The following is an 18,339-nucleotide window of genomic DNA, read 5'->3' on the forward strand; positions in this document are numbered from 1 at the left end:
CTCGGGCAGCAGAAGGCCACCGTCAGCCGTGTGACGTAGCATTCCTGCATGACCGCCGTGCTGCCCGTTCCCCGCGCTTCCGGCGCGGACGCGGCACCGGACGCAACGACGGTGTACCGCCCGAGCGAACCACTCGATCTGGCAGGCACGCTCGCCCTCTTGGGCCGCGGACCGTACGACCCCAGCACCGTGTGGGATCTGCGGGGGATGTGGCGCACCTGGCGCACGCCGGCGGGTGCCGCGACGCTCCGCATCCAGCGGCGCACAGCCGACGGCTCGATCGAGGCGGCGGCCTGGGGTCCAGGTGCGGAGTGGGCGATCGCGGGCGTCCCCGACCTGCTGGGGCGCAGCGACGACTGGTCAGACCTCGACGTGAGCGGGCACGCCCTGCTGCGCGACAGCCTCCACCGCAACCCGGGACTGCGCCTTGCGCGCACCGGCCGGATGCTGGAGGCGCTCCTCCCGGCGATCATCGAGCAGCGCGTGACGAGCCTGGAAGCGTACCGTTCCTGGTCGCGCCTCCTGCGGTGGTACGGCGAGCCCGCGCCGGGGCCCGCGCCCGAGGGGATGCGGGTGATCCCCACGCTCGAGCAGTGGCGCGGCATCCCGTCGTGGGAGTGGCACCGGGCCGGGGTGGATCCGCGCCGGGCCCGCGCCATCCAGTCGGTGCTCGCCGTCGCGCCCTCGCTTGCGCGAGCGGTCGAGCGAGCCGAGACCCTTGCGGCCGCCGAGTCGGCGCTGCAGACCATCCCGGGCGTCGGCCTGTGGACCGCGGCGGAGACGCTGCAGCGATCGCACGGCCACCCGGACCTCGTCAGCGTCGGCGACTATCACCTCGCGCATCAGGTGGGTGAAGCGCTGATCGGGCGCCGGGTCGACGACGAGGGGATGCTCGAACTGCTCGAACCGTGGGCGGGTCACCGGCAACGGGTCGTTCGCCTGATCTTCGCGAGCGGATTCCGGTTCCAGCGCCGCGGACCCCGGGTCACGCTTCAGGACCACCGCTGGCACTGAGCGCGGATGCGGCGCGGCGCTAGCCCGTCGCGCCGGAGCGGGCGGCCGCGTGCTCGGAGCGCAGGTCGCGGTCCAACTCCCGGCACAGGGTGCGGTAATGCTCCCTCATGGCGGGGGCGTAGCTGCTGACGTCGGGCAGGGGTTTGTGGTCGTGCGCGGCCACCAGGCGGTCCAGGTAGTAGTCCCAACGTGGTCCGGAGTCGGCCTCGTCGATGATCGACCTCAGCCGGCGGCCGACGGTCACGGTGGTGTGCCCGCTCGCCTCGGTGAGGTGGGCGAACATCCGGTGGGATTCGCCGGCGGCGCCCACATCGGCGTGGAGACGATGGGGTGCCGAGCACTCGAGCACCGAGACGTCCTGCCACTCGGCGCCGTCACGCTCCGCTGTCATGCGCAGCTTGACCGCGCCCGTGGAGCCGGTTCCCTTGTACTCGCCCAGCCAGGCGCCGAGCCGCGGGGAGCGGCTGAAGTAGGTCCACACCTCCTCGATCGGCGCTTTGAACATGCGATCGAACACGAGGTAGACCCCGTCGTCCTTGCGGACCAGTCTTCCTGTCGGCTGCGGCATCATGGTGACCTCCGTCGGCTCAGCCTCTGGTGATCCACACCTTAGCCACGGTCGCCGCGAAACGGCAGGGGGCTGCTTCGAGGGCTCTCAGTCTTCGAGGACGGCCATGGCTGCGTTGTGGCCGCCGAGTCCGCTGACGGCGCCCCCGCGCCGGGCGCCAGAGCCGCACATCAGGATGCGCGGATGCCGCGTGGCGACGCCCCAGCGCTCGGCCGGCGTCCCGAGCGGCTCGTCGTCTTCGGCGAAGGGCCAGGAGAGCGGGCCGTGGAAGATGTTGCCGCCGGGCATGTTGAGGGCCTGCTCGAGGTCGCGCGTGGTCTTCGTCTCGATGCACGGGCGACCGTCGGCGTCGGTGAGCAGCAGGTCTTCGACGGGCTCGGCGAGCACCGAGTTGAGGGAGGCGACCACCGCATCCTGAAGCCGCTGCCTGGTGGCGTCGTTGTTCTCATCGCTCAGCCAGCGATCCGGGGTGTGCAGGCCGAACACGGTGATCGTCTGCACTCCGGTGGCGGCGAGTTCGGGGTCGAGGATGCTCGGATCGGCGAGCGTGTGGCAGTAGATCTCGCAGGGGAGGAGGTCGGGCATCACGCCGCGGGTCATGCCGGAGTACGCCTCCTCCAGCTGGGTGTACGTCTCGTTGATGTGGAAGGTGCCGCCGAAGGCCGCCTTCGGGTCGATGGCCTCGTCGCGGAGACGCGGCAGACGCGAAAGCAGGAGGTTCACCTTCACCTGCGCGCCCTCGGCCCGCGGCCGGGGCGGCTCGGGGGTCTCGCCGAGCAGCGCGTCGAGGACATCGGGCGCCACGTTGGCGAGGACGCGGCTGCCGACGACCCGTCGCTCGTGCCCGTTGCGGAGGTATTCGACCGTGCCGTCGGCGTCGATGCGGGTCACCTCGGCGCCCGTCACGATGCGGGCGCCGGCCTCGCGGGCGACCCGCGCAAGCTCGCCGGTGACGGCGCCCATCCCGCCGACGGGGACATCCCACTCCCCGGTGCCCTGGCCGATCACGTGGTAGAGGAAGCAGCGGTTCTGGTCGAGTCCGGGGTCGGAGAGGCTCGCGAACGTGCCGATCAGGGCATCGGTCGCGACGACGCCGCGCACCAGGTCGTTCTGCAGGCGGGACTCGATGAACTCGCCGATCGGCCGCTCGACGAGCGCACGCCAAGCCTCGTCGTCGCCGACCAGTGCTCTGGCCTCCGACCGGGTCAGGAGGGGCTCGGTCACGGTCGGCCAGAGCGCGCGGGCGAGCCCACCGGTGGTCTCGTACACGGCGTCGAAGGCCGCAGCGTCGTCGTCGGCGCCGATCCGGGCGAAGGAGGCCGCCGTGGCCTGGGCGTCGGTGTTGTCGATCAGCAGGCCCGCGCCGTCGGGATCTCCTGGGACGGGTGTGTAGGAGGAGTAGCGGCGCCGCGCGAGCCGGATGTCGAGCCCGAGGTCCTCGATGATGCGCTGGGGGAGGAGGCTGACGAGATACGAATAGCGCGAGAGGCGGGCCTCGACCCCGTCGAAGGCCTGGGCACTGACCGCGGCGCCGCCGACCTCCTCCAACCGTTCCAGGAGGATGACGGACCTCCCCGCCCGCGCGAGGTAGGCCGCTGCGGTGAGCCCGTTGTGTCCGCCGCCCACGATGACGATGTCGTGCGTCGGGGAGGCGGGCGAAGAGGAGCGGTCGGTCATGGGAACGACTCTAGCCGCGGTGGAGAACAGGCAGTTCTCCACAACTTCAGGTCGCTTCCGAGCCCTTCCAGCACCGGGTAATAGTGTCGTCATCATGGTCGACACAACGGATGGCGCCGAGGCGCGCCCGGCGACGATCGCTCACGAGGCGGTCGAGCTGGTGCAGCGCTGGCTCGCCGAGAGCAGGCACGGCAACGGGGCCGACGCGCCCCCGAGGGATCCCGCCGCGGAACGGCTCGCCGGAGTCCTCAGCGACCCGCACGGGCTGGAGTTCGCCGTGGGGTTCGTCGACGGTGTGGCCCGGCCTCAAGACCTGTTCGTCGCCGGTTACAACCTGCAGCGGGTCGCCAAGCGCATCCCTGCGTTCCTGCCCTGGTACATGCGGCTCGCGATCTGGCTCGGCGGAGTGTTCGGGCCGGTGCTGCCGTGGGTGGTCATCCCCATCGCTCGGCGGGTGCTCCGTCGCATGGTCGGCCATCTCGTCGTGGATGCGACGCCCGAGAAGCTCGGTCACGCGATCGAACGGCTGCGGGCGCCCGACGACCCGGAGGGCCACGGCGCGCGCCTCAATCTCAACCTGCTGGGCGAAGCGGTGCTGGGTGAGAAGGAGGCCGAGCGCAGGCTCGAGGGCACTCGTGCGCTGCTCGCGCGCGACGATGTGGACTACGTGTCGATCAAGGTGTCGTCCATCGCGTCGCAGCTGTCGATGTGGGCGTTCGACGAGACCGTCGAACGCGTGGTCGAACGGCTGACCCCGCTCTACGAACTGGCCGCCGCATCCCCGACGCCCAAGTTCATCAACCTCGACATGGAGGAGTACCGCGACCTCGACCTGACGATGGCGGTGTTCACGAGCATCCTCAGCAAGCCGCAGCTGCTGGGCCTGGAGGCGGGCATCGTGCTGCAGGCCTACCTCCCCGATGCCCTCGATGCGATGCAGACGCTCACGGAGTGGGCGACGCAGCGTCGCGTGGCCGGCGGCGCTCCGGTCAAGGTCCGCGTGGTCAAGGGCGCCAACCTGGCGATGGAGCGGGTGGATGCGACGATCCACGGGTGGCCGCTCGCCACCTACGGCACGAAGCAGTCCACCGACGCGAACTACAAGCGAGTGCTCGACTGGTCGCTGACGCCGGAGCATACGGACGCGGTCAAGATCGGTGTGGCCGGTCACAACCTGTTCGATATCGCCTACGCGTGGCTGCTCGCCTCGCGTCGCGGTGTGACCGACCGGATCGACTTCGAGATGCTGCTCGGCATGGCCACGGCGCAGGCCGACGCCGTCAAGCGCACGGTCGGCGGGCTGCTCCTCTACACGCCGGTGGTCGACCCCCGCGAGTTCGACGTGGCGATCTCGTACCTGATCCGCCGGCTGGAGGAGAACGCCAGTTCGGAGAACTTCATGTCGGCGGTCTTCGAGCTCGCCTCCGACACCGAGCTGTTCGAACGGGAGAAGCAGCGCTTCCTGGCGTCCGTGGCCGAGCTGGAGGCCGACGGCGGGCCGCGCGGAGCGGCGCCCGTGCCCAATCGGCAGCAGGACCGCACTCGGGAATGGGAGGAGGCGTCAGCGCCGTCCTTCACGAGGCCGCCCGCGCCCGAAGCGGCGACCGCCCAGGCGGAGGGGCTCACCAGTGTCGTGCTCGGGCTGACGCGAGGCTCCGGTGGGATGGAGGTGCCGGCCGAGTCGGGCACCTTCAGTAACGCTCCCGACACCGATCCGTCGCGCGCTGCGAACCGCGCCTGGGGACGGCGCATCCTGTCGCGCTCCGCGGATTCGGCGATCGGCATGGACGCCATCACGGCCGCCGTCGTGGACGACCCGGCGCGGCTCGACGCGATCATGGAGGGCGTTGCGAACGCCGGTGGCGAGTGGGGACGCCGCAGCGGGCACGATCGAGCGATCCTGCTCGATCGGGCCGGGCACGCGCTGGAAGCCAACCGCGACCGCCTGATCGAGGTGATGGCGGCCGAGACCGGCAAGACCATCGCCGAGGCGGACCCGGAAGTGAGCGAGGCGGTCGACTTCGCCCACTACTACGCGACCCGCGCGCGCGAACTCGATGCGGTCCAGGGCGCACGGTTCATCCCGGCCGCCCTCACCGTGGTCGCGCCGCCGTGGAACTTTCCCGTCGCGATTCCGGCGGGATCTGTGCTCGCGGCGCTCGCCGCAGGCAGTGGCGTCATCATCAAGCCGGCACCCCAGGCTCGTCGCTCGGCGGCGGTGATGGCGGAGGCGCTGTGGGAGGCGGGCATTCCGCGCCAGCTCCTCGCCCTGGTCGACGTGGCCGAGAACGAGCTCGGCCGGCAGCTGATCTCCGGTCCGCGCGTCGACCGCGTGATCCTCACGGGGTCGTACGACACGGCCAAGCTGTTCCGCTCGTGGCGTCCAGACCTCCCGCTGCTCGCGGAGACGAGCGGGAAGAACGCGATCATCGTCACCCCGAGCGCCGACTACGACCTCGCCGTTTCGGACATCGTGAAGAGCGCCTTTGGGCACGCCGGCCAGAAGTGCTCCGCCGCGAGCCTGGTCATCCTGGTCGGATCGGCGGCTACCTCCGAGCGGTTCCGCAATCAGCTCGTGGATGCGGTGACCAGCCTGCGCGTCGGCTACCCGCAGGACCCGGTCGCGCAGATGGGACCCCTCATCGAGCCTGCCTCGGGCAAGCTGCTGCACGCGCTGACCACCCTCGGAGCGGGCGAGGAGTGGCTGGTCGAACCCCGACGGCTCGACGGGTCCGGTCGCCTGTGGTCTCCGGGCGTTCGCACGGGCGTCCAGCCCGGCTCGTACTTCCACCTCACCGAGTTCTTCGGGCCGGTGCTGGGCATCATGGCGGCGCGCGACCTCGAGGAGGCCATCCGGTTCCAGAACGCGGTCGAGTACGGACTCACCGCCGGCCTGCACTCGCTTGACTCCGACGAGCTCGCCCTGTGGCTCGACACGGTCGAGGCCGGAAACCTCTACGTCAACCGGGGCATCACCGGCGCGATCGTCCGACGGCAGCCGTTCGGCGGGTGGAAGCGATCGTCGGTCGGCGCCGGGGCTAAAGCCGGCGGCCCGAACTACCTCCTGGGTCTCGGTACCTGGGTGCCGGAGGCGGGCCACTCGAGTTCCAGCCTGCACCTGCGTGGACTCGAGCCACGCGTCACTCAGCTCATCGAGTCCGGGCAGTCGTCGATGGACTACCCGTCGTTCGACCTGGTGCGACGGTCCGCGCTAAGCGACGCGATCGCGGTGGCCACCGAATACCACCGCGTCACCGACGTCTCCGCCCTCGGCGTCGAGCGGAACCTCTTCCGCTACCGGCCGGTGCCCGTGGCCATCCGGCTCTCCGAGGGCAGCTCGCTGCCCGAACTGCTGCGGGTGATGGCGGCCGCCACGGTCGCACGTGCGCCGTTCACGGTCAGCACGCCCGCGAGGCTGCCGAAGGGGATGCTGGCGCTGCTCCGCGAGCGAGAAGTGGACGTGGTGGTCGAGAGCGACGCGCACTGGCTGTCACGTGTGCGGTCGCGCCGGATCATGGCCCACCGCATCCGGCTCATCGGCGGCGACCCCGCGGCGCTCGCCGTTGCGCTGGGCGGGAGTCCGGACATTGCCGTCTACAGCGGACCGGTCACACCGTCCGGGCGCATCGAGGTCCTCACCTTCCTGCATGAGCAGGCCATCTCGATCACCAACCACCGCTTCGGAAACCCCACGCACCTCTCCGACGAGGTGCTGTGAGAAGTGATCGCTCGCGTACTGTGGCAGCTATGACGACATCCATCCCATCCCTTCCCCTCGACGGCGGCGGCAGCATCCCCCAGCTGGGCCTGGGGACGTGGCCGCTCGACGACGCAGAGGTGCGGAAGGCCGTCGTCGCCGCAGCGGAGATCGGCTACAGGCACGTGGACACGGCGGTCAAATACGCCAACGAGATCGGCGTGGGTCGCGGCCTCGCCGACAGTGGCGTGCCCCGCGACGAGTGGTTCGTGACGACCAAGCTCGACGGCGCCTACCAGGGCGATGACCGGGCGGTGGGCGGGCTCGACGACAGCCTCCAACGGCTCGGGCTCGACTACGTCGACCTGCTCCTCATCCACTGGCCGCTCCCGCAGCGCGATGAGTACGTTTCGACCTGGGAGACGTTCATCCGTCTGCGCGACGCAGGCAAGGCGCGCGCGATCGGTGTCTCCAACTTCAAGCCGGCCCACATCGACCGGATCATCGCCGAGACCGGGGTCGCCCCGGCCGTCAACCAGATCCAGCTGAGCCCCGCCATCCCGCGCCGTGAGCAGCGCGCCTACGACAGCGATCACGGCATCGTCACCGAGTCGTGGAGCCCGATCGGGGGGACGGGCGACCTATTGGCCGAACCCGTGCTCGCGCGGCTCGCCGACAAGCACGGCCGAACGCCCGGGCAGATCGTCCTCCGCTGGCACGTGCAGAACGGGCTCGTCGCCATCCCGAAGTCGCGGAACCCCGAGCGCATGGCCGAGAACCTCGCGGTGTTCGATTTCGAGCTGGACGCCGACGACCTCGCCGCACTGGACACGCTGGACGAGGGGCCGGACGCCGGCGTCGATTCCGACCGCACCGGACACTGAGTCCGGCGCAGGTCGCCAGCGACTGCCGCCTCAGTCCGCCAAGCGACTGCCGCCTCAGTCGCGTCGCAGCGGCAGCGTGACGGTCGCCGTCAGCCCCGACGGTGACGCGTTCGCCAAGACCACACGGCCGTCCGCGGCGTCCGCCAAGGCGCCCACGATGGCGAGCCCGAGCCCACCACCCGACTGCCCGGTGCGGGCGCCGTCGGCGCGCGTGAAGCGGTCCAGCGCCACCGGGATGAACTCCTCCGGCATGCCCGGACCCGAATCGCAGACCGTGAGCACCACGGCTTCGCCGCCGTCCTCGTCAGTCGACAGCTCCAGCGTCGCCGTCACCGTCGCATCCGGGTGCTCGCCGCCTGACGAGCGGATGGCCGTGATGGCGTTCCCGAGGAGGTTGTCGAGGATCCGACCGAAATCCGTCGGCGACAAGGCCACACGCGCTCGCGGGTCCGGCCGTCGTCGCGGGTCATACTCGAAGTCGACCGAGATCCCGGCCGCCTCGTCGTCGCTGCTCACCAGCAACCGAGCCCGATCGATCGCGTCGGTCAGCTCGTCCACCAGCGTGCGCCAATCGATGCGGCCGCTCGACGGCCCCGCCTCGATCCGCGACAGCTCCAACAGGTTGTTGGCGAGCTGGGCCAGCCGGATCGCCGTCGCGTGCGACGAGCGGACGTCGGCCAGCAGCGCGTCCGGATCCCCGGCATCCAGCTCGGCCAGTTCCAGCTGCCCGCGCAGCACCGCAAGAGGGGTGCGCAGTTCGTGGCTCGCATCCGACACCATCTGCCGCTCGCGATCCGCCGACGCGCGCAGCCGCAGGATCAGGTCGTTCAGGGTCGTCGCCAGCTCGGAGAGCTCGTCCTGAGCGGGGCCGACCGGCAGCAGCCCGGCCTCCTCCGGGGTCGAGCCGGCGATCCGGTCCGCCTGCTCCCGCATCCTGCTCACCGGCCGTAGCGCGGTGCGCGCGAGCAGCCACGACGCCGCCCCGAAGGCGAAGATCAGGATGCCCGCGCCGGCCAGCAGCGCGGCCGTCAGCCGGTCGAGGATCAGCGCCGTCGTCTCATCGTTGCGAGCCGCGACCACATGCATGACGCCGTCGGACGTGGTGACGCTGCGGCTGAGGACGAGGTAGTGGTCGTCACCGACCTGCACCTCGCGGGGGTCCTTCCCCTGGTTGATCAACCGCGCGAGGCGGTTCTCGAGTGCTTCCGGCATCGTCGACGCGAGCACGGAGCCCTGCGCATCCACGATCGCCAGCTCCTGGCCGCCACCGGGCAGATCGAACGGACCGGCCGGCTTCGACGGGAGCGACTGCGCAGGCGCGACCACGTCGTTGTTCAGCAGCGTAACCGTGGCGTTGTGGAGGATCGAGGACACCCCGATGCGGATGACGACGACGGCGACCAGTGCGAACAACGCGGCGACGACGAGACTGCCGATCGTGATCCGCGCCGTGATCGACAGGCGCCGCACCCAGTTCACGGCGTCGAAGCGGTGTTGTGTGTGGTCGGTGCGGGCTCGGCCGAGCCGGCTGCCCGGCTACGGTCGACCGCATTGCGGGCGTCCAGCCGGTAGCCCCGGCCGCGTTCCGTGACGATGGAGAGCCCGGCACCCGCCGCATCCAGTTTCTTCCGCAGGTACGACACGTACTGGTCGATGACGTTCGTCCCGATGTTCTCGGTGGTGCCCCACACGGATTCGAGGATGTCGGACCTCGACAGCGTCTTGTCCGGGTTGGTGGCGAACAGGCGCAGGAGCGTGAACTCGCGCCGGCTCAGCGGCATCTCGTGGCCGGCGACGAGCGCCTGGTGCTCGTGCGAGTCGATGGTGAGCCGGCCCACGCTCACCTGCGGGCGCATGCCGGTCGGCTCCCGCCGGAGCAGGGCGCGGACGCGGGCGGCGAGCTCGGCGAACGCGAACGGCTTGGTGAGGTAGTCGTCGGCTCCGGAGTCGAGGCCGTGCACGCGGTCCTCGATGGCGTCGCGCGCGGTGAGCAGCAGGATGGGCATCGGGTTCGCCGCCTCCCGGATGTGACGGCACAGCTCGAAGCCGCTCATCCCGGGCAGCATGACGTCGATCGCGGCGGCCGAGAAGGCGTCGCCGCGGAGCGCGATCAGCGCATCCACGCCGTTCGTGACGAGGGTGACGTCGTAGCCTTCGGCGGCGAGGCCCCGCTGGACGAGGCCTCCCATGTCCGGATCGTCTTCCACAACGAGCAGCTTCATGCGCCCATCGTGCCACTGTTGGCCGTGCCGCCGCTCCCACCGGCCTGCCGCGGGCGCCGCGCGGGCTGAAGGTTCTCGAAGGAGGACGCTCAGTCTTCCTCGACGACCGACTTCAGTTCCTGGAGCACCATGGCCCAGTTGGCGCTCATCCTCTCGGCGTCTGCGTCGTCCGCGCAGCCGTCCTGCGTGATGGTGACTCGGGTGCCTTCGCCGTCGTCGGCGAGCAGGTACGACACCGTCTGGTAGCTCTCCGGCACGTCCGGTTTGCCGCTCAGCGGGCTGTAGTAGCTGGTGACGAGGCGGTCGCCCGGCACGATGTCGAGGATCGTGCCCTTGTCCTCGTACGGCCGGCCTTCCCACTCGCCGCGGTAGACGATGGGGCTGCCCTGCTGCCAGTCGGTCGAGACCCGGCTGCCGAACAGGAAGCGCGCGATGGTGTCGGGGTCGGTGAGCGCCGCCCAGAGGCGCTCGCGTGAGGCGTCGACGTGGATGTCGGTTCGTGCTGTCGTGCTCATGGGGCCAGTGTCGCCCGGTCCGCCGTCGCGCGTCTTGAAGTTTCGCGACGCACCGGTGGCCGCGTCGTCAGGCGTGACCGCGGTTGATCAGCCGCGAGAGCACGATCGCGCTGCGGGTGTGGTCCACGTTGGGCGCGAGGCGCACCTTCTCGAGGGCGGCCTCCAGGCTCGGGATGTCGCGGGAGCGGATGTGGACGATGGCATCGGCGCTGCCCGTCACGGTTCCGGCGTCGACGACCTCGGGGACGGCGGAGAGGATGCGCAGCAACTCCTCGGGAGAGACCGTGCCGCGGCAGAACAGTTCGACGTACGCCTCTGTGCTCATCCCGTCGATGGCCGGGTCGACCTGGATGGTGAACCCACGGATCACGCCGTCGGCCACCAGCCGGTCTACACGCCGCTTCACGGCGGAGGCGGACAGCCCGACGACCGAGCCGATGTCACCGTAGCCCGCCCGCGCGTTCTGACGAAGGAGGTCGAGGATGCTGCGATCGAGGTTGTCCACATGCCGAGCTTATGGTGAATCGTTGCGTAGGGGTGAGGGAAGTGGCCGTATTGTGCGCCGCGCGCACGATCTGACACACCACTGTGCGCCATAGCGAGACCAAAGCGGGCGTTCACCCGGGACTCGGACGGTGGGACCATGGGCGCCATGAGCGAAACCGACACCGCCCCGTCGCGACGCGAGGACGACTCCAGTCACGGCTTCTTCGGGCAGCCGCGGGCCCTCTCCAACATCTTCGGCGTGGAGATGTGGGAGCGGTTCTCCTTCTACGGAATGCAGGGCATCCTGCTCATCTACCTGTACTACTCGGCGGAGCAGGGCGGCCTGGGGATCGACCAGCCGACGGCGGCCGGGGTCGTCGGCGCGTACGGCGGCGCCGTCTACCTCTCCACCATCCTGGGGGCGTGGCTCGCCGACCGGCTGTTCGGCTCGGAGCGGGTGCTGTTCTGGAGCGCGGTCGTCATCATGGCCGGGCACATCTCGCTCGCGCTGATCCCCGGTGTGGGCGGCGTGCTGGTCGGCCTGCTGTTCGTCGCCCTCGGCAGCGGCGGGCTCAAGGCGAACGCGACCCGGATCGTCGGCACGCTGTATTCGGAGAAGGACCCGCGGCGCGACGCCGGCTTCTCGCTGTTCTACCTCGGCATCAACCTCGGCGCCTTCTTCGGCCCGTTGCTCACGGGGCTGCTGCAGACGACACTGGGGTTCCACTGGGGCTTCGCGCTTGCGGCGGTCGGGATGGCGATCGGGCTCATCCAGTACTCCTTCGGTCGCAAGCGGCTTCCGGAGGAGGCGCGTCACGTGCCGCATCCCCTCGAGCGCTCTCGGTTCGGGCTTGTGATCGGCGTCGCCGTCGCCGGGGTGATCGTGATCGTCGTCCTGGTGCTCACCCACGTCATCAACGCGTTCAATCTCGCGCTGTGGGTCATCGGCGTCACGATCGTCGCCGCCATCGCCTACTTCGTGGTGATCATGTCGTCGCGTCTGCTGAGCGCGGAGGAGCGGAGTCGCCTGGTCGCGTTCATCCCGCTGTTCATCACCAACGCCGCCTTCTGGTCGCTGTACCAGCAGCAGTTCACCGTCGTCACGATCTACTCAGACGAGCGTTTGAACCGGAACATCTTCGGCTGGGAGTTCCCGGTCTCGTGGGTGCAGTCCATCAATCCGATCTTCATCATCGTCTTGTCGGGCGTCTTCGCCGCCATCTGGACGAAATGGGGCGAGAAGCAGCCGTCGACGCCGATCAAGTTCGCGGCGGGGACGGTGCTCATGGGGCTCGCCTTCTTCCTGTTCCTGATCTGGGCGGGCGGCGGGCCGAACAGCACTCCTCTGCTGGGTGTGGTGGCCATCCTGTTCGTCTTCACCGTGGCCGAGCTGCTGATCTCGCCGGTGGGGCTGTCGGTGACGACGAAGCTCGCACCGCGGGCGTTCCGGGCGCAGATGGTGGCGCTCTACTTCCTGTCGGTGGCGCTCGGCACCGCGATGGCCGGCCAGTTGGCGAAGCTGTACAAGCCGGCGACCGAGGGGATCTACTTCAGCATCATCGGCGGTGTCGCGATCGTGATCGGCGTGCTGCTGGCGTTGGTGAGCCCGTGGGTGCTGCGGATGATGCGCGGGGTGCGCTGAGGTTCGTCCGCACTGCGATACTGGGCCGATGGCAGAGATTCTCGCGGTGTGCCGGGTGGAGCAGCTCCTGCACGATTCGGGCGCGATCGGTGTGACCGCCATCGACAAGCGGCCCGTGGAGAAGCCCCTGCGGGTGCGTCCCCTCGGGTTGCACGGCGACGTGCAAGCGGACCGGAAGCACCATGGCGGCGCCTCGAAGGCGCTCTACGCCTATGCAGACGAGGATGCGGACTTCTGGGCGCAGGAGCTCGGGCGACCCATCCCCGCCGGCCTCTTCGGCGAGAATCTGCGGACCGCCGGCCTCGACGTGAACGGCGCCGAGATCGGCGAGCGGTGGGCGATCGGCGACGAGCTCGTCGTCGAGGTGACCTGCCCGAGGGAGCCGTGCGCGGTCTTCCAGCGCAGGATGCGCGAGCCGCACTGGGTCAAGCGCTTCACCCGGGAGGGGCGCCCTGGCGCCTATCTGTCGGTGGTGAAGTCGGGCAAGGTGGGCGCAGGCGACGAGGTCCGGGTGCTCTCGCGTCCGGGGCATGGGGTTACGGTCGCATCCTGGTTCTCGGGCGCTGACGCGGGGCAGGCCGACGCGCTGGAGGCGGCCGAAGGCGAGGGGATGCTCACGCTCGTCCACGAGATGCGGGAGGCGATCGCGAAACTGCGATCCCGTCATTTACTTGTTCTTGACAAGTGAACTTGCAAAGAGCAAGCTAAGTCCCAACGGACCACCGATTGGGAGGAACATCATGGCCACCAACATCTTCGTCAATCTTCCGACGAACGACCTCGACCGCTCGAAGGCCTTCTACGAGGCACTCGGGTACACCATCAATCCCATGTTCACCGATGAGAACGCCGCCTGCGTCGTCCTGAGCGACACCATCTACTTCATGGTGCTCACGCGGGAGTACCTCGGCACCTTCACCGACAAGCAGATCATCGACCCGGCGACGCAGGCCGGCGCCACCATCGCCCTCGGCGCGACCTCGCGTGAGGAGGTCGACGCGATCGTCGCCAACGGCCTGGAGGCCGGAGGATCCGAGCCCCGCCCGGCTCAGGACCTCGGCTTCATGTACTCGCGCGACCTGGAGGACCCGGACGGCAACAACCTGTCCTACGTCTACATGGTGCCGCAGGCGGCCGAGAAGGGCCCGGAGGCCTACCTGGCCGAGCAGGGCGCCGGAGCCCAGGCACAGGCCTGACCCGGCATCCCGCATGGCCACACGGTCACCGCGCGGCTTCGGCCAGTCCGGAGGGGTCGCGCGTGCGGTGGAGCGGGTCGGGGAACGGTGGGCGCTGCTCATCGTCCGCGACCTGCTCGCCGGCGCGCGCCGCTACAGCGACCTGAAGGCGGGGCTTCCGCGCATCCCGACGAACATCCTCAGCGACCGCCTGAAGGAACTGCAGCAGGCGGGCATCATCCGGCGGGTGCCGGTCGTCCGCGGCGGCTACGAGCTGACGCCGCTCGGGCGGGGGCTCGAGCCGGTGGTGCTCGCACTGGAGCGGTGGGGGTGGGCCGTGCCGGCGGAGCCGGGTGCGGACGACGTGTTCACGGCGGACGCGCTGGCGGTGACGCTTCGTGCGGCCTTTCGGCCGGAGGATGCCGTCGGTCTGCCGGCGACCGAGTACGTCCTCCACGTGGACACCGCCTCCGTGAGTGCGGTCGTGGACGGGCACGCGCTCGATGTCATGGACGTCGGCCCGGACGCCCTGCCGCAGCCGCAGCGGCGGCTGACGGTGGGCGCGCCGGACGATGTGCTCGAGTTCCGGGTCGCGCTCGCCGATCTGGAGGTGCTGCTCGGAGACGGCACTCCGACGGTGGAGGTGCTGGCGGGGCGGAAGGACTTCGTCGAACGTTTCCGGCGGACCTTCCGGTTCGACCCGATCCCTGGGGAGGATGCGACCACGCAGTCGTCGGCGGCGTGAGGCAGCGCGCCGCATCGGCCCGAGTTATGAGCGCACAGCTATTCAGCAGTACGATCGCGCAATGGAACTGCGCCAGCTCGAGCACTTCGTCACCGTCGCCGAGGAGAGGCACTTCACCCGTGCCGCCGAACTGCTGCGCATCTCGCAGTCCGGTCTCTCGGCATCCATCCGTTCGCTCGAGCAGGAACTGGGTACGTCGCTGTTCATCCGCAGCACACGCCGGGTCGAACTGACGGCCGCCGGCCAGGCGCTGCTCGCCGACTCGGTGAGGACGCTCGCCAGCGCCGCAGCGGCACGGGATGCGGTGGCCGCGGTCCGTGGGCTACTACGCGGGCGACTGACGATCGGCGCCGAGCCGTGCCTGGGGTCGGTCGACCTGCCGGCCGAACTCGCCGCGTTCCGGACCGAGAACCCGGGTGTCGAGGTGCGCCTGCGCTACTCCGGCTCCGAGGAGCTGGTGGATGACGTGGCGGGCGGCCGCACCGACATCGCGCTGGTCGTCGACACGGGTCACACGCCGTCGGGCGTCCACCTGCGCCCGCTGAGCACGCAGGAGATGCTGGTGCTCTGCCATCCCGGCCACCGCTTCGCGGCCGAGCAGAGCATCCCACTGGAGAGCCTCCGTGGCGAGCCGCTCGTCGGCTTCCAGGAGGGATGGGGCGCCCAGGCGCTCACGCGGCGCGCCTTCGCCGCGGCCGGGTTCGACTATCGCGCGGCGATGGAGGTCAACGACGTGCATCCCCTGCTCGATCTCGTCGGCTACAACCTGGGCGTGGCCGTGGTGCCGGCGAGCTTCGCCCTCAAACGCCCGGACGCCCTGCGGGCGGTCGGCCTGCAGGGCGCCCCGGCGTGGCGGGTGGCCGTCGCGGTCGCCGAGCAGCCGAGTCCGGCGGCTGCCGCCTTCCTTACTCAACTCGACCCGGTGACCGCGACGGTGTGACGCGGGTCAGGCCGCGTTCAGCCGGCTGAGCTCCTCCGCCGTCAACTCGACGTCGACCGCGGTCACCGAGTCGCGGATGGTCTCCGGACGCGACGAGCCGGGGATGGGGATGACGTGCGGGCTCTGCGCCAGGTGCCAGGCCAGCGCGACGACCTGCGGGCTGATCCCACGGGCGTCGGCGACATCCTTGAACGGCTCGAACCTGCTGCCCAGGTCGCTGGCGGAGCTGATCCCGCCGAGCGGGCTCCAGGGCAGGAAGGCGATACCCAGCTCGTCCGCCAGGCGGAGCTCCGGTTCGCTCGACCGGAAGGCCGGCGAGAACTGGTTCTGTACGGACACCAGGCGGCCGGACAGGATCTCCTGCGCCTCCCGGATCTGCTGTGGGTTCGCGTTGGAGATACCCGCCATGCGGATGATGCCCTCATCGAGCAGGTCACGCACCGCGCCAACCGACTCGGCGTAGGGCACCTCGGGGTCGGGCCGGTGGAACTGGTAGAGGCCGATCGCGTCGCCGCCGAGGCGTCGCAGCGATTCCTTCGCGGCCTCCTTGAGGTACTCGGGCCGGCCGTTCAGCGTCCACGAACCGTCGCCGGGGCGGAGGTGGCCGCCCTTCGTGGCGACGAGCACCGAGGAGGAGTCTCCGCCCCACGAGCGCAGCGCCTCGGCGATGAGCTCCTCGTTGTGGCCGACCTCGTCGGCCTCGAGATGGTACGCGTCCGCGGTGTCGATGAACGTGATGCCCTCGTCGAGCGCCGCGTGGATCGTCGTGATCGAGCGCTCCCGATCGGGGCGCCCTTCGATCGACATGGGCATCCCACCGAGGCCGATGGCCGAGACCTGAACGTCGCCGATAGTGCGTGTCTTCACCTGTTCTCCTTCGTTTCCGTCACGCCCGGGGTCACCAGGCGTAGTGCTCAGGGGCCGTCTTGTGGCCCGGGAAGATCTCGTCGAGCCGCGCGAGCGCCGCATCGTCGAGGTGGATGTCGAGTGCGCGCAGGCCGCCGTCGAGCTGCTCCTGGGTGCGCGGGCCGATGATCGGTCCGGTGACGCCCGGGCGGGTGAGCAGCCACGCGAGCGCGAGGTCGCCGGGCTCGTGGCCGAGCTCCTCCGCAAACGCCTCGTACGCCTCGATCGCCTCGCGGTTCTTCTCCAGCGTCTCCGCCGCACGGCCCTCGAGGCGGCGCTTGCCCTCGTTCTGCTTGCGCACGACCCCGCCGAGCAGGCCGCCCTGCAGGGGAGACCAGGCGATCACGCCGACGCCGTTCGCCTGTGCCGCGGGGAGCACCTCCAGCTCCACATGGCGCGTCAGGAGGTTGTAGATCGACTGCTCGCTGACGAGCCCGAGCAGGTTGCGCTTGCGCGCCTCGGCCTGCGCCGTCGCGATGTGCCATCCGGCGAAGTTGCTCGATCCTGCATACAGGATCTTGCCCTGCGCGATGGCCGTCTCGATGCCCTGCCAGATCTCGTCCCAGGGCGTGTTCCGGTCGACGTGGTGGAACTGGTAGATGTCGATGTAGTCGGTCTGCAGCCGCTTCAGGCTGGCGTCGAGGGCGCGGCGGATGTTCAGCGCCGAAAGCCGGCTCTCGTTCGGCCAATCGCCCATGTCGCCGTACAGCTTGGTGGCGAGGACGGTGCGCTCGCGACGGCCGTCGCCCTGGGTGAACCAGTTGCCGACGATCGTCTCGGTGGCGCCCCGGCCCTTGTGCTGGCCGTAGACGTTGGCGGTGTCGAAGTAGTTGATGCCCGCGTCGTGCGCGGCGTCCATGATGTGGTGGGAATCCTCTTCGGTGGTCTGCGGACCGAAGTTCATCGTGCCGAGGACGAGGCGCGAGACCTTCAGGCCGGACCGGCCCAGGTGTGTGTACTCCATGCTCGCCACTCTCCGCCGAACGCGTCCACATGTCCAACAGGTGATGTGGATGGGATTGCGCGCCCTGGATGATGAATCGCGTCAGTCCCCGTCAGGCACGTCAGCCGACGACGAAGCGGCCGGCCTCGCGGACGACCGCCTCGGCGACGGCGGTGTCCGGGCCGCCCATGAAACCGTGGGATGCACCGGGCACGACCCGCAGGGTGGCGCGGACGCCGGCGTGCGCGCACCGCTCGACGAGGTGCCGGGCATCGGGCAGCAGCGAATCCTCCGACCCGACGGCGGCGAACACGGGTGGTAGCCGGCCGACGTCGGCGGCGAGATCCGGCGCGTCCGCGAGCCGCGCGACGCCGGCCCAACGAGTGAACGCCCACTCCGACAGTTCGCGACCGGGGCCTCCGGGGGCCGAGTCGTCGTAGCGCGACAGGCTCAGGTCGACGTTGGGATTGGTGAGGACCAAGCCGTCGACCCGCGCGCGGCGTGCGGCCGCGAGAGCGACCGCGCCTCCGGCGGAGTCGCCCCAGAGCACGACCCGCTCGCCGCCCGCGGCACGCGTGGCGTTGACGCCGGCGACCGCATCGGCGGCGGAATCGGCGAGGAGGAACTCCGAAGCGAGCCGGTAGTCGACCGAGAGCACGAGGACGCCCAATGTGCCCGCGATGCGCCGGGCGTACGCATCCTGCAGTTCGAGGTCGCCGAGCACGCCGTAGCCGCCGTGCAGGAAAACGATGGCGGTTTCGCGATGCACGGCGCGTGCCGGCCGGTAGTACCGGGCCGGGACGCCGCCGACGGTGTCGTCGGACACCGTCCCTTCGAACGGCAGCCGGGGCCGGGCCCGCGCCCGCTCGGCGGCTTCCGCGCGGAGCCGTGCGAGGTCTGGATCAGCCACGGGGACTAGCATCCC

The 18,339-nt window shown here is 70.1% G+C and carries 17 protein-coding genes; 8 read left to right on the top strand and 9 right to left on the bottom strand.

Features of this window, described 5'->3' with window-relative positions:
* The first annotated feature begins 48 nt into the window (after nucleotides 1-48).
* Nucleotides 49-1,014, top strand: a complete 966-nt coding sequence (locus AB4Z18_RS12665; protein ID WP_441783092.1) for a DNA-3-methyladenine glycosylase family protein — start codon at nucleotides 49-51, stop codon at nucleotides 1,012-1,014.
* Between the two features lie 19 nt (nucleotides 1,015-1,033).
* Here the strand turns inward: AB4Z18_RS12665 and AB4Z18_RS12670 are convergent, their stop codons facing one another.
* Together AB4Z18_RS12670 and AB4Z18_RS12675 are read right to left on the bottom strand one after the other, a co-directional pair.
* Nucleotides 1,034-1,585 carry an SRPBCC domain-containing protein gene (locus AB4Z18_RS12670; RefSeq protein ID WP_441783093.1) on the bottom strand — a complete coding sequence of 184 codons (552 nt, stop codon included), beginning with the start codon at nucleotides 1,583-1,585 and terminating at the stop codon, nucleotides 1,034-1,036.
* Between the two features lie 84 nt (nucleotides 1,586-1,669).
* Nucleotides 1,670-3,259, bottom strand: a complete 1,590-nt coding sequence (locus AB4Z18_RS12675; RefSeq protein WP_441783094.1) for a phytoene desaturase family protein — start codon at nucleotides 3,257-3,259, stop codon at nucleotides 1,670-1,672.
* Between the two features lie 94 nt (nucleotides 3,260-3,353).
* Here AB4Z18_RS12675 and AB4Z18_RS12680 point away from each other — a divergent pair, with 94 nt between their 5' ends.
* Both AB4Z18_RS12680 and AB4Z18_RS12685 read left to right on the top strand, forming a co-directional pair.
* Nucleotides 3,354-6,977 (top strand): proline dehydrogenase family protein, encoded by a 3,624-nt coding sequence (locus AB4Z18_RS12680; protein ID WP_441783095.1) that lies wholly within the window; start codon nucleotides 3,354-3,356, stop codon nucleotides 6,975-6,977.
* A 29-nt stretch (nucleotides 6,978-7,006) separates the two neighbouring features.
* The gene (locus AB4Z18_RS12685) at nucleotides 7,007-7,840 is read left to right on the top strand and encodes an aldo/keto reductase (RefSeq protein ID WP_441783096.1); all 834 of its coding nucleotides are present in this window, start codon (nucleotides 7,007-7,009) and stop codon (nucleotides 7,838-7,840) included.
* 54 nt (nucleotides 7,841-7,894) lie between these two features.
* On the opposite strand, the gene AB4Z18_RS12690 is transcribed toward AB4Z18_RS12685, so the two are convergent.
* The 4 genes from AB4Z18_RS12690 to AB4Z18_RS12705 form a co-directional block, all read right to left on the bottom strand.
* Nucleotides 7,895-9,319, bottom strand: a complete 1,425-nt coding sequence (locus AB4Z18_RS12690; RefSeq protein ID WP_441783097.1) for a sensor histidine kinase — start codon at nucleotides 9,317-9,319, stop codon at nucleotides 7,895-7,897.
* Entirely contained in the window at nucleotides 9,316-10,062 is a 747-nt protein-coding gene (locus tag AB4Z18_RS12695) for a response regulator transcription factor (RefSeq protein ID WP_441783098.1), read from the bottom strand. The genes AB4Z18_RS12690 and AB4Z18_RS12695 overlap by 4 nt, the downstream gene beginning before the upstream one ends.
* 89 nt (nucleotides 10,063-10,151) lie before the next feature.
* Nucleotides 10,152-10,577 carry an SRPBCC family protein gene (locus AB4Z18_RS12700; RefSeq protein WP_441783099.1) on the bottom strand — a complete coding sequence of 142 codons (426 nt, stop codon included), beginning with the start codon at nucleotides 10,575-10,577 and terminating at the stop codon, nucleotides 10,152-10,154.
* 67 nt (nucleotides 10,578-10,644) lie between these two features.
* Nucleotides 10,645-11,082: an Lrp/AsnC family transcriptional regulator gene (locus tag AB4Z18_RS12705; protein ID WP_089915549.1), complete on the bottom strand. Its 438-nt coding sequence runs from the start codon at nucleotides 11,080-11,082 to the stop codon at nucleotides 10,645-10,647.
* A 138-nt stretch (nucleotides 11,083-11,220) separates the two neighbouring features.
* Here AB4Z18_RS12705 and AB4Z18_RS12710 point away from each other — a divergent pair, with 138 nt between their 5' ends.
* The 5 genes from AB4Z18_RS12710 (at nucleotide 11,221) to AB4Z18_RS12730 (ending at nucleotide 15,565) form a co-directional block, all read left to right on the top strand.
* Nucleotides 11,221-12,705, top strand: a complete 1,485-nt coding sequence (locus AB4Z18_RS12710) for a peptide MFS transporter (RefSeq protein ID WP_441783100.1) — start codon at nucleotides 11,221-11,223, stop codon at nucleotides 12,703-12,705.
* A 28-nt stretch (nucleotides 12,706-12,733) separates the two neighbouring features.
* Nucleotides 12,734-13,393, top strand: coding sequence for an MOSC domain-containing protein (locus AB4Z18_RS12715; RefSeq protein ID WP_441783101.1), 660 nt, complete (start codon nucleotides 12,734-12,736; stop codon nucleotides 13,391-13,393).
* Nucleotides 13,394-13,445: 52 nt separating this feature from the next.
* Nucleotides 13,446-13,901 carry a VOC family protein gene (locus AB4Z18_RS12720; RefSeq protein ID WP_441783102.1) on the top strand — a complete coding sequence of 152 codons (456 nt, stop codon included), beginning with the start codon at nucleotides 13,446-13,448 and terminating at the stop codon, nucleotides 13,899-13,901.
* A gap of 13 nt (nucleotides 13,902-13,914) precedes the next feature.
* Nucleotides 13,915-14,625, top strand: a complete 711-nt coding sequence (locus AB4Z18_RS12725; protein WP_441783103.1) for a winged helix-turn-helix transcriptional regulator — start codon at nucleotides 13,915-13,917, stop codon at nucleotides 14,623-14,625.
* A gap of 61 nt (nucleotides 14,626-14,686) precedes the next feature.
* A complete protein-coding gene (locus tag AB4Z18_RS12730; RefSeq protein ID WP_441783104.1) occupies nucleotides 14,687-15,565 on the top strand; it encodes a LysR family transcriptional regulator in 879 nt (292 codons plus the stop codon).
* A gap of 6 nt (nucleotides 15,566-15,571) precedes the next feature.
* Here the strand turns inward: AB4Z18_RS12730 and AB4Z18_RS12735 are convergent, their stop codons facing one another.
* The 3 genes from AB4Z18_RS12735 to AB4Z18_RS12745 all read right to left on the bottom strand — a co-directional run bounded on the left by AB4Z18_RS12735 (nucleotide 15,572) and on the right by AB4Z18_RS12745 (nucleotide 18,324).
* The gene (locus AB4Z18_RS12735) at nucleotides 15,572-16,432 is read right to left on the bottom strand and encodes an aldo/keto reductase (protein ID WP_441783105.1); all 861 of its coding nucleotides are present in this window, start codon (nucleotides 16,430-16,432) and stop codon (nucleotides 15,572-15,574) included.
* A gap of 31 nt (nucleotides 16,433-16,463) precedes the next feature.
* Nucleotides 16,464-17,435, bottom strand: a complete 972-nt coding sequence (locus AB4Z18_RS12740) for an aldo/keto reductase (protein ID WP_441783106.1) — start codon at nucleotides 17,433-17,435, stop codon at nucleotides 16,464-16,466.
* Nucleotides 17,436-17,535: 100 nt separating this feature from the next.
* Entirely contained in the window at nucleotides 17,536-18,324 is a 789-nt protein-coding gene (locus AB4Z18_RS12745; protein WP_441783107.1) for an alpha/beta hydrolase, read from the bottom strand.
* Nucleotides 18,325-18,339: the final 15 nt, after the last annotated feature.

Source organism: Leifsonia sp. 2TAF2 (assembly GCF_052115085.1).
Classification (GTDB): Bacteria; Actinomycetota; Actinomycetes; order Actinomycetales; family Microbacteriaceae; genus Leifsonia.